The 12510-nt window shown below is 64.2% G+C and carries 12 protein-coding genes; 4 read left to right on the forward strand and 8 right to left on the reverse strand.

Features of this window, described 5'->3' with window-relative positions:
- Positions 1-279: 279 nt before the first annotated feature.
- From AC1MHZ_RS09280 to rpoE, 4 genes are all read right to left on the reverse strand, one after another.
- Positions 280-1680, reverse strand: a complete 1401-nt coding sequence (locus AC1MHZ_RS09280; protein WP_411969629.1) for a DegQ family serine endoprotease — start codon at positions 1678-1680, stop codon at positions 280-282.
- A 202-nt stretch (positions 1681-1882) separates the two neighbouring features.
- Positions 1883-2848 carry a MucB/RseB C-terminal domain-containing protein gene (locus AC1MHZ_RS09285; RefSeq protein ID WP_482966287.1) on the reverse strand — a complete coding sequence of 322 codons (966 nt, stop codon included), beginning with the start codon at positions 2846-2848 and terminating at the stop codon, positions 1883-1885.
- A 12-nt stretch (positions 2849-2860) separates the two neighbouring features.
- A complete protein-coding gene (locus tag AC1MHZ_RS09290) occupies positions 2861-3451 on the reverse strand; it encodes a sigma-E factor negative regulatory protein (protein WP_084855936.1) in 591 nt (196 codons plus the stop codon).
- 31 nt (positions 3452-3482) lie between these two features.
- Positions 3483-4064: an RNA polymerase sigma factor RpoE/AlgU gene (gene rpoE / locus AC1MHZ_RS09295; RefSeq protein ID WP_010220971.1), complete on the reverse strand. Its 582-nt coding sequence runs from the start codon at positions 4062-4064 to the stop codon at positions 3483-3485.
- 435 nt (positions 4065-4499) lie between these two features.
- Here rpoE and nadB point away from each other — a divergent pair, with 435 nt between their 5' ends.
- Positions 4500-6104 carry an L-aspartate oxidase gene (gene nadB, locus AC1MHZ_RS09300; RefSeq protein ID WP_084855934.1) on the forward strand — a complete coding sequence of 535 codons (1605 nt, stop codon included), beginning with the start codon at positions 4500-4502 and terminating at the stop codon, positions 6102-6104.
- Positions 6105-6160: 56 nt separating this feature from the next.
- On the opposite strand, the gene AC1MHZ_RS09305 is transcribed toward nadB, so the two are convergent.
- Positions 6161-6619, reverse strand: coding sequence for a protein YgfX (locus AC1MHZ_RS09305; RefSeq protein WP_482966288.1), 459 nt, complete (start codon positions 6617-6619; stop codon positions 6161-6163).
- The gene (locus AC1MHZ_RS09310) at positions 6603-6857 is read right to left on the reverse strand and encodes an FAD assembly factor SdhE (RefSeq protein ID WP_043206462.1); all 255 of its coding nucleotides are present in this window, start codon (positions 6855-6857) and stop codon (positions 6603-6605) included. The genes AC1MHZ_RS09305 and AC1MHZ_RS09310 overlap by 17 nt, the downstream gene beginning before the upstream one ends.
- A gap of 133 nt (positions 6858-6990) precedes the next feature.
- Here AC1MHZ_RS09310 and ygfZ point away from each other — a divergent pair, with 133 nt between their 5' ends.
- Positions 6991-7932, forward strand: coding sequence for a CAF17-like 4Fe-4S cluster assembly/insertion protein YgfZ (ygfZ, locus tag AC1MHZ_RS09315; protein WP_084855930.1), 942 nt, complete (start codon positions 6991-6993; stop codon positions 7930-7932).
- Positions 7933-7985: 53 nt separating this feature from the next.
- Complete coding sequence (locus AC1MHZ_RS09320; RefSeq protein ID WP_084855928.1) at positions 7986-8792, forward strand: HDOD domain-containing protein; 807 nt, start codon at positions 7986-7988, stop codon at positions 8790-8792.
- Between the two features lie 167 nt (positions 8793-8959).
- On the opposite strand, the gene AC1MHZ_RS09325 is transcribed toward AC1MHZ_RS09320, so the two are convergent.
- Together AC1MHZ_RS09325 and AC1MHZ_RS09330 are read right to left on the reverse strand one after the other, a co-directional pair.
- Positions 8960-10339, reverse strand: coding sequence for a sensor histidine kinase (locus AC1MHZ_RS09325; protein WP_482966289.1), 1380 nt, complete (start codon positions 10337-10339; stop codon positions 8960-8962).
- Positions 10332-11003 (reverse strand): response regulator, encoded by a 672-nt coding sequence (locus AC1MHZ_RS09330; protein WP_368829526.1) that lies wholly within the window; start codon positions 11001-11003, stop codon positions 10332-10334. Before AC1MHZ_RS09330 ends, AC1MHZ_RS09325 begins: the two co-directional genes overlap by 8 nt.
- A gap of 199 nt (positions 11004-11202) precedes the next feature.
- Between AC1MHZ_RS09330 and AC1MHZ_RS09335 the strand changes: the two genes are divergently transcribed.
- Positions 11203-12492, forward strand: a complete 1290-nt coding sequence (locus AC1MHZ_RS09335) for an OprD family porin (RefSeq protein ID WP_368829527.1) — start codon at positions 11203-11205, stop codon at positions 12490-12492.
- The last annotated feature ends 18 nt before the right edge of the window (positions 12493-12510 follow it).

Genomic DNA, 12510 nt, shown 5'->3' on the forward strand with positions numbered 1-12510 from the left:
AAAATAGCCGGGAATTGTACCTCAAGCCGCGGGGATATGGGAGATTCCTGATCAAGCGCCATGGCAGTGGGCGCTTACCCTACCGGAGCAGGCGCAGCGTCGACCTACCCTACCCTGTGGAAGCGGGCTTGCTCCGCGATCAGGGGCGCAGCCCTTGCCATACGGGCGCGATAACAGGGTCGACCAATCGCGGGATGTGCTGTGACCGGCGGCATATTTCATGAAATTCTTCATGAAAAAGGGCAGCCGAAGCTGCCCTTTCCTACGCCACCTTCAGCTCTATTCCGCCAGCTTGAAGGTGATGAAGCTGGCGCGGCCTTGGCGCAGCACGCGCATGGATACCGAGCGGTTCTTCGGCAGGTCCTTGGCGATTTCGGTGAACTGCTTGGCCGAGGTGATCGCCTGGTTGTTCAGGTGGCTGATGACGTCACCTGGGCGCAGGCCGATCAGCGCTGCCGGACCATCCTGGATCTCCTTGATCACCACGCCGCCCTTGAGCTCAAGCGATTTCTTCTGCTCAGCGGTCAGGTCGGTCACGGAGACACCCAGGCGGTTGCTGCTGCGCTCGGCGCCGCTCTGGCCACCGGTACCGATGTCGGCGTCATCCTCCGGCAGTGCGCCGATGGTGATGTCCAGGTTCTGGCGCTTGCCGTTGCGGATGATCTCCAGGCGCGCCTTGTCGCCATCCTTGAGGCTGCCTACCAGGTGCGGCAGGTCGGCCGACATGATGATCGGTTGGCCATTCATGCTCAGGATCACGTCACCCACCTGCAGGCCGCCCTTGGCCGCCGGGCCGTCTTCGAGCACCTGGGCCACCAGGGCGCCGGCAGGTTTGTCCAGGCCGAAGGATTCGGCCAGGTCCTTGTTGACCTCCTGGATCACCACACCCAGCCAGCCACGGCTGACCTTGCCGTCTTTCTTCAATTGGTTGGAGACGTCCAGCGCCACGTCGATCGGGATGGCGAACGACAGGCCCATGAAGCCGCCGGAGCGGGTGAAGATCTGCGAGTTGATCCCCACCACTTCGCCCTTCATGTTGAACAGCGGGCCACCGGAGTTGCCCGGGTTGATCGCCACGTCGGTCTGGATGAACGGCACGTAGGTGTCGTTGGGCAGGGTCCGGCCCTTGGCGCTGACGATACCCTTGGTCACCGAGTGGTCGAAGCCGAACGGCGAGCCGATGGCCAGCACCCACTCACCGACCTTGAGCTTCTCGGAGTCACCCAGCTTGACGGTCGGCAGATTCTTGCCCTCGACCTTGAGCAGGGCCACGTCGGTGCGCGGGTCGGTGCCGACCAGCTTGGCCTGCAGTTCGCTGCGGTCCGACAGGCGAACGATGATTTCGTCGGCGTCGGCCACCACATGGTTGTTGGTCAGCACATAGCCGTCGCTGGAGATGATGAAGCCCGAGCCGAGCGACTGCGCTTCACGCTGGCGATCGCCGCGAGGCGAACGCGGCATCTGCGGCATGTTGCGCTCGAAGAATTCGCGGAACATCGGCGGCAGGCCTTCGAGGTCCGGCATCTGCCCGGCAGCGACACGGCGGTCCGGCAGCTTCTGCTTGGTACTGATGTTCACCACCGCCGGCGAAGCTTGTTCGACCAGGGTGGTGAAGTCCGGCAAGGCCTCCTCGGCCTGGGCGGTGAGCACCTGGCCGAGCATCAGCACGGCGGCGAACATCGAGAGATAGGATTTCAAGCGTGGTATCGACATACGGCTCCCGTCACAACGAGCGTAGTTAACAAAGTGAGGCCCTTGCACAAGCAAGAAAGGCCAGACCCCGAGAAGCCTGACCTATAAAAAATTTACGGAAGGATTGCAAATGACAATGCTTTAATTTCATGTCAGCCGCATGACCTACGTGTTGTAGGAAAGCGCGCCATCATTGGCGCGCCTGGGCATCCTGGGGGCGCATGGACAAGGCGACACGCTCGGCGGTCCCCAGGGGAATCTCCCCGACCACCGTAACCATGACCTTGCCCTTGGGCGTATTGAGATGGCGCGAAACCGCCACCGTTGGCCCCAGCTGCGCGCGCGTGTCAGGGCCGACATCATCGCTGACAGGCTCCAGGAACACCGAGAAGCGTGCCAGGCCATCATCGTACATCAGGCTGCTGACCAGGCTGTCTCGCTTGGGATCGCGGCGCACCGAACTGTTGATCAGCTCGAAGCCCGGCGGCAGCCAGTCCGAACGCCAGCCGGCGACGGTTTCAGTGCTGGCCGAGGCGACACGCTCGACCGGCTTGCACGCGGCGCTGGCCTTGAGGTCATCGTCGGTGGGCAGGTCATCGGTGTCCAGACGGGTCATCTGGAAACGTTCGAGCAACTGGCTCTTGTCGTTGAGCATCAACGAGCGCAGCGGCAGGCCGGTACGGCGGTCCAGGTGCAATTCGAAGGCGTAGCGGTGCTGGTCCCGTGGGCTGAGCGTGACGATCACGGCGTCGCGACCGGCGACCCGCGACTTGCCTGCCACGCTCAAGTCGTACCAGCTCATCAATTTCAGGGGATCGAGTACACGCGGTGCGGAGTCCGGCGGCGTGCCGACACCGCTGGCCAGGGCCCCACTGACGCATTGCACCTTGCCGTCGATGCGCACGATTTCCTGGGCCGCGCCATCGAGCTGCAACAGACGCTCGCTGACCTTGCCGTCCTGGACGCGGTGCCAGATATCGTGGGAGGAGAAGCTGCCATTACGCTCGTAGACGAAGGAACCCTGGTAACTCTGCTCTTGCTCGGCCCGTGCCAGCTTGTTCAACCATTCGCTCGCCTCGGGCGAGGAGTTGGCCGCCAATGCCGGCACCGTCATGCAGCTGCCGAGCAGCAGCGACAGGAGAAGTAGCGCGCGCATGATCCTCCTTACTTAACGGTTTTCCAGGCTGGCGGCGCGTGCGTAGGGCAGAGCGGTTTCGGTGCCCTTGAGCGCGGATTCCTGGGCATGCTGGCGCAGGTAGCCTGGCAGACGCTGATCCCAGCCGGCCTGGTTCTGCAGCACGCCGTTGGCCATCGGCCCGGTCGGTTGCTCACTGCTTTCACTATAGCCTGCCAAAACAGCTGGGCCTTTGCTTTGTGGCACGCTCAGGCCTTGTTGGGCTGGCTGCTGGGAAGCGAGCTCGGCACCGGTGATCTCGTCCTGGTTGTACAGGCGCACACCAGCCAGCACGGCAACGGTCACCGAGGCTGCGACAGCCAGGCGGCCGATGCTGCGCCATGGGCCTTGCTTGACCTTGGCAGGCACGGCTTCGTCGGCCAGCGCGGCGGACACCGCCGAGGCGATATCGAGCTTCGGCAGCACCAGCTCGTTGTGCATGGCTGCACGGGCAACCTGGTAGCGCGACCAGGTGGCACGGGTTTCAGGATCGTCGACGGCGTTCAACACCCGACGCAGTTCCAGTTCGTCCGCTTCGTTATCCATCACCGCGGACAGCGATTCCTGCAAAGCTTCACGACTCATGGCGGTTCCTCTCTTGGCTGTCGCCGCTGTCTCAGGTTTCCTGCAACAACGGTTGCAGGGCTTTGTCTATGGCCTCCCGAGCGCGGAAGATTCGAGAGCGCACGGTACCCACCGGACATTGCATGACACTGGCAATGTCTTCGTAACTCAGTCCGTCGAACTCACGTAGGGTCAATGCCGTGCGCAGGTCCTCGGGCAGCTGCTGGATGGTGCGATGGACAGTGCCTTCGATTTCATCCCGCAACAACGCGCGCTCTGGGGACTCGAGATCCTTGAGACCATGATCGCCGTCGTAAAACTCCGCATCCTCGGAGCTCACATCGCTGTCTGGCGGCCGTCTTCCACGGGATACCAGATAGTTCTTCGCCGTATTGATGGCGATGCGGTACAGCCAGGTATAGAACGCACTGTCACCGCGAAAATTTCCCAGCGCCCGGTAGGCCTTGATAAAAGCCTCCTGCGCGACATCCTGGGCCTCGTGGGTGTCGTGTACGAACCGCACGATCAACCCGAGAATCTTGTGCTGATACTTCAGCACCAACAGATCGAACGCTCGCCTGTCGCCGCGCTGCACGCGCTCGACCAGCTGCTGATCCTCTTCCTGGGTTAGCATGAACACTCCTCAGTGGTCTCGAAGGAGCGTTGCAACAGCCATCGTTCAGGCTTGCAACCATAGACTCGGCGTTTGCGCAAAAGTTCTCCCCTCCAAGCAAGTTTCCTGCGGCCCTTGGTCGGCTCGCACGAAAGACGCAGCGCGGACATGGCCGGCTGCGTCGATAATCAGGTCTCGAATACGCACGTGTCAGCCCGGATAGAGCTGCCGCCATGCGTCGCCGCGGCATTCAGTGGCGTACGGGCAGCCTTCTTAGGATTTCCACCGGTATCGGAAAGTTCCCACAAAGATCGCCTCGACGGCGCAGATGCCATTGGAAATCAGGCACCTGTGGCTGCTATAAAGGCAGCCGGACAGGATCAACGATAGTTTCACAATGCCATCTGTGCCTGACTATTGTGCCGCTCCCCCTCTCAAGATTACTAGTGTCAAGACATGAGCCAACAATTCCAACATGATGTCCTGGTGATCGGCAGCGGTGCCGCTGGCCTGAGCCTGGCACTGAACCTCCCCAGCCACCTGCGCATCGCCGTGCTGAGCAAGGGCGACCTGGCCAACGGTTCGACTTTTTGGGCCCAGGGCGGCGTCGCCGCAGTGCTGGATGACACCGATACCGTACAGTCCCATGTCGAGGACACGCTCAATGCCGGCGGCGGCCTGTGTCATGAGGATGCCGTGCGTTTCACCGTCGAGCATAGCCGCGAAGCCATCGAATGGCTGATCGAGCAAGGCGTGCCATTTACCCGTGACGAGCATTACAGCGTCGATGACGGCGGCTTCGAATTCCACCTCACCCGCGAGGGCGGGCACAGCCACCGGCGCATCATCCATGCTGCCGATGCCACCGGCGCGGCCATCTTCACCGCGTTGCTGGCCCAGGCCCGGCAACGGCCGAACATCGAGCTGCTGGAGCAGCGGGTGGCGGTCGACCTGATCACCGAGCGTCGCCTGGGCCTGCCGGGCGACCGCTGCCTGGGCGCCTACGTGCTGGACCGCAACACCGGCGAAGTCGATACCTTCGGTGCACGTTTCACCGTGCTGGCCACCGGCGGCGCGGCCAAGGTCTATCTCTATACCAGCAACCCCGACGGTGCCTGCGGCGATGGCATCGCCATGGCCTGGCGCGCCGGGTGCCGAGTGGCCAACCTGGAGTTCAACCAGTTCCACCCCACCTGCCTGTATCACCCCCAGGCCAAGAGCTTCCTGATCACCGAGGCCTTGCGCGGCGAAGGCGCCTTACTGCGTCTGCCCAACGGCGAGCGCTTCATGCCACGCTTCGACCCGCGCGAAGAGCTGGCACCGCGCGATATCGTGGCCCGGGCCATCGACCATGAGATGAAGCGCCTGGGCGTGGACTGCGTGTACCTGGACATCAGCCACAAGCCGGCCGACTTCATCAAGAGCCATTTCCCCACCGTCTACGAGCGCTGCCTGGCGTTCGGCATCGACATCACCCGCCAGCCGATCCCGGTGGTGCCGGCGGCTCACTACACCTGTGGCGGGGTCATGGTCGACGACCGCGGGCACACCGACGTGCCAGGCCTGTATGCCATCGGCGAAACCAGCTTCACCGGCCTGCACGGTGCCAACCGCATGGCCAGCAATTCGCTGCTGGAGTGCTTCGTCTACGGCCGTGCAGCCGCTGCCGACATCGAGGCGCACCTTGCCCAAGTGGGCATGCCCACCGCCCTGCCCTGCTGGGATGCCAGCCAGGTCACCGACTCGGACGAGGACGTGATCATCGCGCACAACTGGGACGAACTGCGGCGCTTCATGTGGGACTACGTGGGTATCGTGCGTACCAGCAAACGCCTGCAACGCGCCGAACACCGCGTACGTCTGCTGCTGGACGAGATCGACGAGTTCTACAGCAACTACAAGGTCAGCCGCGACCTGATCGAGCTGCGTAACCTGGCCCAGGTGGCGGAGCTGATGATCCGTTCGGCAATGCAGCGCAAGGAAAGCCGAGGGCTGCATTACACCTTGGATTACCCGGGGATGCTGCCTGAGGCCAGAGACACTATCCTCAGCCCGGCCTGATATCGAAGTCGCCTTTTTCGCGGGTAAACCTGCGAAACGGGCGACACGCTCTTGGACTATTGGTTCGAGACCGCATCCCACCGCCTGCGACTGAACTTCAGCCGCACCCGCAAGCGCCGATGCTGGTCGGCATCCAGGGCATCGCGGGGCACGCACTGGCTCTGGCCAAGCCAGCGCCCCGGCCTTGCGAAACGCAACACCACCAAACCGGGCAACGCCACGCTATCACGATTCAGCCGCACCGGCTGCCACCCATGGGCACGGCTGAACAAGCGCCAGCCCGCCGGGTCACGGCGCAAACCGGTAATGGCCTCGGGGTGGGTCAACAGGATATGGCGGGGAATCACCCAACAGGCATGGGCAAGGCAGGCAACGGCGACGGAAAGGCCGAGCCACCAGGGCAGCGCGCTCGAGGTCAGGGCCGAGCACGCCAGCACCTGGCAGGCCAGGTAGGCCATCAGCAGCAGGCGTGAGCCTCGCCAACGGCATTCGAAATGCTCACTTGGGCTGGACACGGTCCAGGATGATGCGAACCATGCGTTGCAGCTCGGGGTCGTCGGACTCGGTGCGCTCCATGAACCAGCCGAACATGTCCTGGTCTTCGCAGGTCAGCAGGCGACGGTACAGCTCGCGGTCCGCTTCGCTCAGGGTGGGGTAGACCTCCTGGGTGAATGGCACCAGCAGCACGTCCAGTTCCAGCATGCCACGGCGGCTGTGCCAGAAAAGCCGGTTGAGTTCAGTTTGTTCGACCATGGGGCCCTCCTCGAATGGGCGGCCAGTATACAGCGGGGCACTCGCGGCGGCACAAGGCGTTGGTCTAGTCACCTACCTATTTTGTTACCAGCGTTCTATGATGGCCGCCAGTCTCAAGCAACCGCGATGACCCATGGCCGATTCCGCTTTCTTCTGTCCCCTGTCCCACGAGGGCATCCTCGCCGTCCGCGGCTCCGACGCCGGCAAGTTCCTGCAAGGCCAGCTGACCTGCAACATCAACTACCTAAGCCAGGAACATGCCAGCCTCGGTGCACGCTGCATGGTCAAGGGCCGCATGCAGTCGAGCTTCCGCATCCTTCCGGAAGGAAACGGCTATCTGCTGGCCATGGCCAGCGAACTGCTCGACACGCAGTTGGCCGACCTCAAGAAGTATGCCGTGTTCTCCAAGGCCACCCTGGCCGACGAAAGCGCTGCCTGGGCGCGTTTCGGCCTGGAACGGGGCGATGCCGCGCTCCAGGCATTGGGCCTGGCCATACCTGCCGAGGCCGGGGCCACAGTACGCCATGACGGCCTGATCGCGATCGCCGTCAGCAGCGGCCGCGTGGAACTCTGGGCCCCCGCCGCGCAAGCCTCCACCGTGCGCCAGGTGCTCGCCACGCACCTGGCCGAAGCGCCCCTCAACGACTGGCTGCTCGGCCAGGTCCGCGCAGGCATCGGCCAGGTCATGGGCCCGACCCGCGAGCTGTTCATCCCGCAGATGATCAACCTGCAGGCCGTCGACGGCGTGAGCTTCAAGAAAGGTTGCTACACCGGCCAGGAAATCGTCGCGCGCATGCAGTACCTGGGCAAGCTCAAGCGTCGTCAGTACCGCCTGGCGCTGGCCCAGGACAGCGTGCCCGCACCGGGTGCCGAGATCTTCTCGCCCACCCATGGCTCTTCGGTGGGGGAAGTGGTGATCGCTGCCAGTACCGGCCAGGGCTGTGAGCTGCTGGCGGTGCTCAGCGCCGAGGCGGTGGAAGACGACAACCTGCACCTGGGCAGCCTCGAAGGCCCACGGCTGGAACTGCTCAGCCTGCCCTACGAACTGGACCGCGACCGGGAAATCCTGCGCTGACCAGCCTGCCCCGTCACTTGGGCGGGGCTGCACCACTGCGTTAGAGAAGCTACATGAACAAGCTGGCCGAGATGGTTCAAGCACAATTGCTCGCAGCCATCGAAAAGGACGACCTGGTCCTGCCGACCCTTCCGGAAGTTGCCTTGAGCATCCGCGAGGCCGCCGAGGACAGCGAGATCAGCGTCGCCGCCCTGAGCCGGGTGATCGGCCGCGATGCCGCCCTTTCGGCGCGCCTGATCAAAGTGGTCAACAGCCCGTTGCTGCGAGCCTCGGTGGAAGTCACCGACTTGCACACCGCCATCACCCGCCTGGGCATCAACTACAGCTGCAACCTGGCGATCGGCCTGGTGATCGAGCAGATCTTCCACGCCCGCTCACCGTCGGTAGAGCATAAATTGCGCGATATATGGGCCAACAGCCTGGATGTTGCCGGCATCAGCTATGAGCTGTGCCGTCGCTACACCCAGCTCAAGCCGGACCAGGCGACCTTGGGCGGGTTGGTCCACCAGATCGGTGCGCTGCCGGTGTTGATCTACGCCGAGGAACATAACGAGCTGCTTTCGGACCCGGTGTGCCTGCACTATGTGATCGAGCAGATTCACCCGGTGCTGGGCGACAAGATCCTCGGCGCCTGGGAATTCCCCGAGCAACTGGTCAAGCTGCCCAGCCAGGTGCAGGATCTGGACCGGCGCACCGACAAGATCGACTACATCGATATCGTGCAGATCGCGCGCCTGCTCAGCCATCGTAATCGCAGCCGGCCATTGGCTGCCCTGCCTGCCTACCAACACCTGGGCCTGCCCCACGGCATGGAACTGGATGTCGCCGACCTGCTCGATGCGCGGAACATGTTGCGCTAGCAGGCTCTGGCACTCTCCTCTGTAGGAGCGGGCTTGCCCCGCGATTAGGCCGGACCTGCCAACGCTGCCGCCTGGCAAGGGCTTCGCCCTTGATCGCGGGACAAGCCCGCTCCTACAGAAAAACCAGCGCAGGACAGGTTGAGGTGGAAGCACCGGCACAGGCCGCGTCAATCGGCGATAAAACTCACCCGCACCCGCAGCCCACCGTTCTCGCCGTCATGCAGGCTGATCTGTGCCAGGTGCGCACGGCAGATCTCGCCGACGATCGCCAGCCCCAGACCGGTGCCCTGGGCACTGCGTCGGTAGAAGCGCTCGAATACCCGTTCACGCTCCTCCAGGGGAATGCCCGGCCCGTCGTCCTCCACTTCGAGTACGGCCGGCGCCAGCACCCGCAAGATCACGTTGCCGCCCTTCGGCGTATGGGCCAGGGCGTTGTCCACGAGGTTACTGAGCAACTCGTTGAGCAAGGTCGGTTCGCCCTTGAGCCACACCGGCGCTTCGGCCTCCAGGGCCAGGGCAACACCCCGAGCATGGGCCAGCGGTGCCATGGCCATGCCCAGCTCACGAGCCAGCTGACTCAGGTCCAGGCGCTGGGCGCCGCCTTCGGCAATGGCCCGAGCGCCGTTTTCCACCCGTGCCAGGGAGAGCAACTGGTTAGCCAGGTGGGTCAGGCGGTCGGTCCCCTGGGCTGCAGTCTCCAGGGTCTGACGCCACTGCTCCGGCTCCTGGGAGCGCATCCCCAGCTCGACCCGTGCCTTGAGCGCCGCCAATGGCGTGCGCAGCTCATGGGCCGCCTCGGCGATGAACTGCGCCTGGCGTTCGAACTGGCACCTGAGGCGTTCGGTGAAATGGTTCAGGGCGCGCACCAACGGGCCCAGTTCCCGCTGCACCTGCACCACCGGCAGAGCCCGCAGGTCGTCGGGTTGACGCTCCTCCACCGCTGTGCGCAGGCGTTCCAGCGGGCGCAACGCGGCGCTGACCGCGAACCACACCATCACCAACGCGCCGAGGGCCAGCATGCCCAGGCGCAGCAGGGTATCGGCCATCAACCCCCGGGCCATGCGCACCCGCGCCTCTTCGGTCTCGGCCACACGGATCTCGGCCATGCCGTTCATGTTCGGCTCGCTGACCGCCTTGAGCAGGCTGACCACCCGCACATCCTGGCCCAGGTAGGTGGCGTTGTAGAACCGCGCCAGGGCCGGGTAGTCGTCGGTGCGCGGGGTACCGGGCGGTGGCGGCGGCAGATTTTCATATCCGGAGATGAGCTCGCCGTGGATATCCAGTACCTGGTAGTAGATGCGCCCGGCACTGTCGTAGGCGAAGGTATCCAGGGCCACGTAAGGCACATCGGCGCTGAGCGTGCCATCGCGCTGGGACAGGCCGGCGGCGATGGTCCGCGCCGAGGCCAGCAAGGTACGGTCGTAGGCGGTATCGGCGGCTTCGCGGCCATTCCAGTAGGCGCTCAGGCCACTGGCCAGCATCAACACCACCAGCAGCAGCGCCAGGTTGCCGAGCAGGCGCCCGCGCAGGCTGCCGTTGTCACGCATCGCGGTGCTCGAGCAGGTAGCCAAGCCCGCGGAAGGTGACGATGGCGACCGGGTGACCATCGAGCTTCTTGCGCAGGCGATGGATGTAGATCTCGATGGCATCCGGGCTGGCCTCCTCGTCCAGGCCGAACACTTGGGCGGCCAGTTGTTCCTTGCTCATCACCCGGCCCGGGCGGGCGATCAGCGCCTCGAGCACGCTCTGCTCGCGCTGGGTCAGGGTCAAGGCATCATTCCCCAGGCTGAAACGGCGGGTGTCCAGGTCGTAGACCAGCGGGCCGCAGCGCTGCTGGCGTTCGCCGCCCAGCACGCTGCGGCGCAACAGGGCTTTTACCCGTGCCTCGAGCTCGGTCAGTTCGAAGGGCTTGGCCAGGTAGTCGTCGGCCCCCAGGTTCAGGCCGTGCACCCGGTCCTTGACGTCGCTGCGCGCGGTGAGCATCAGCACCGGCAGGGTCTTGCCGCGGCCGCGCAGGCGTGCCAGCACCTCGAAGCCGTCCATGCGCGGCAGGCCGACATCGAGCACGGCCACGGCATAGTCCTCGCTGGCCAGGGCCAGGTCGGCGGCCACGCCATCGTGCAGCACGTCCACTGTCAGGCCATGGCTCTTGAGGGCCTGGGCCACGCTTTCGGCCAGTTGCAGGTGGTCTTCGACCAGCAACACACGCATCGGATTCTCCCTGCTCGGGTGGGGCTTTGCCGCGGAGTGTACCGCCGTCGAGGGGCCTGTGAAGCCCTCGCGGCAAACCTTTCACACTGAAAGGTTAGCGAAAGGTTCATTACCTAGCATCGCACCACGGTCGCCCCGCGCGCCGAACAAAGCACCAGCAAGGTGCAACCGATAAGAACAATAAACGGAGTCATCGACGATGCTGTCCACGCAGCCTCAGGCCCTCGCGCCTACCCGTTCCCCGTACGTACGCCCTTCCGTCATCGCCAGCGCCGTCGCCCTCGCCGGTGTCGCCCCGATGAGCCAGGCCGCCTTCTTCGAAGACAGCACGGCCACCTTCGAAACCCGCAACATGTACTTCAATCGCGACTTCCGCGACGGCACCAGCAGCCAGCAGTCCAAGCGCGACGAATGGGCCCAGGGGTTCATGCTCAACTTCGAGTCCGGCTACACCGAAGGGACCGTCGGGTTCGGCCTGGATGCACTGGGGATGCTGGGCATCAAGCTCGACTCCAGCCCCGACCGCACCGGCAGCGGTCTGCTGCCCACCCATGACGACGGCAAGGCCGCCGACGAATACGCCAAGCTCGGCCTGACCGGCAAGGTCAAGGTCTCGAAGACCGAACTGAAGATCGGCACCCTGATCCCCGAACTGCCGACCCTGCAGCCCAACGATGGGCGCATCCTGCCGCAGACATTCGAAGGCGGCCTGGTCACGTCCAAGGAGATCAAAGGCCTGACCTTCACCGGCGCGCGCCTGGAAAAGGCCAAGGACCGTAACGACACCAACTGGGAAGACCTGGCCCTCAACAACAAGAACGGCCGCTTCGGCGGTACCTTCAGCGCCGACCATTTCGACACCGGCGGCCTGGACTACCAGTTCACCGACCGCATCACCGGCAGCTACCACTTCGCCCAGCTCGACGACATCTATCGCCAGCACTTCCTCGGTATGGTCGCCACCCAGCCGTGGGGCCCGGGCACCTTCGGTGCCGACCTGCGCCTGGCGGTCAGCGACGATGCAGGCCAGGCCAAGGCCGGCGACATCGACAACACCACGGTCAACGGCATGCTCAGCTATGCCCTGGGCGGGCACAAGTTCAGCGCTGCCTACCAACACCTGTCCGGCGACAGCGCCTTCCCCTATGTCGACGGCGCCGACCCGTACCTGGTCAACTTCGTCCAGATCAACGACTTCGCCGGTACCGACGAGCGCTCCTGGCAGGCCCGCTACGACTACAACTTCGCCGCCCTGGGCATCCCCGGCCTGACCTTCATGACCCGCTACATCAGCGGCGACAATGTCAGCCGCGCCGACGGCAGCGAAGGCAAGGAGTGGGAACGCAACACCGAGTTCAAGTACGTGGTACAAAGCGGCCCGTTGAAGGACGTCGCCGTACGCCTGCGCAATGCCACCTTCCGCTCCAACTTCGCCCGCGATGCCGACGAAGTGCGACTGCTGGTGAGCTACAGCGTGGCTCTGTGGTAACCCAATAACAACAACGCT

This window comes from Pseudomonas sp. FA-1, from assembly GCF_056856075.1.

Excerpts from the sequence above, each read along its gene's own strand:
- AC1MHZ_RS09280 (WP_411969629.1), bottom strand. The coding sequence starts at position 1,680 with ATGTTCGCCGCCGTGCTGATGCTCGGCCAGGTGCTCACCGCCCAGGCC.
- AC1MHZ_RS09285 (WP_482966287.1), bottom strand. The coding sequence starts at position 2,848 with ATGCGCGCGCTACTTCTCCTGTCGCTGCTGCTCGGCAGCTGCATGACG.
- AC1MHZ_RS09290 (WP_084855936.1), bottom strand. The coding sequence starts at position 3,451 with ATGAGTCGTGAAGCTTTGCAGGAATCGCTGTCCGCGGTGATGGATAAC.
- rpoE (WP_010220971.1), bottom strand. The coding sequence starts at position 4,064 with ATGCTAACCCAGGAAGAGGATCAGCAGCTGGTCGAGCGCGTGCAGCGC.
- nadB (WP_084855934.1), top strand. The coding sequence starts at position 4,500 with ATGAGCCAACAATTCCAACATGATGTCCTGGTGATCGGCAGCGGTGCC.
- AC1MHZ_RS09310 (WP_043206462.1), bottom strand. The coding sequence starts at position 6,857 with ATGGTCGAACAAACTGAACTCAACCGGCTTTTCTGGCACAGCCGCCGT.
- ygfZ (WP_084855930.1), top strand. The coding sequence starts at position 6,991 with ATGGCCGATTCCGCTTTCTTCTGTCCCCTGTCCCACGAGGGCATCCTC.
- AC1MHZ_RS09320 (WP_084855928.1), top strand. The coding sequence starts at position 7,986 with ATGAACAAGCTGGCCGAGATGGTTCAAGCACAATTGCTCGCAGCCATC.
- AC1MHZ_RS09325 (WP_482966289.1), bottom strand. The coding sequence starts at position 10,339 with ATGCGTGACAACGGCAGCCTGCGCGGGCGCCTGCTCGGCAACCTGGCG.
- AC1MHZ_RS09330 (WP_368829526.1), bottom strand. The coding sequence starts at position 11,003 with ATGCGTGTGTTGCTGGTCGAAGACCACCTGCAACTGGCCGAAAGCGTG.
- AC1MHZ_RS09335 (WP_368829527.1), top strand. The coding sequence starts at position 11,203 with ATGCTGTCCACGCAGCCTCAGGCCCTCGCGCCTACCCGTTCCCCGTAC.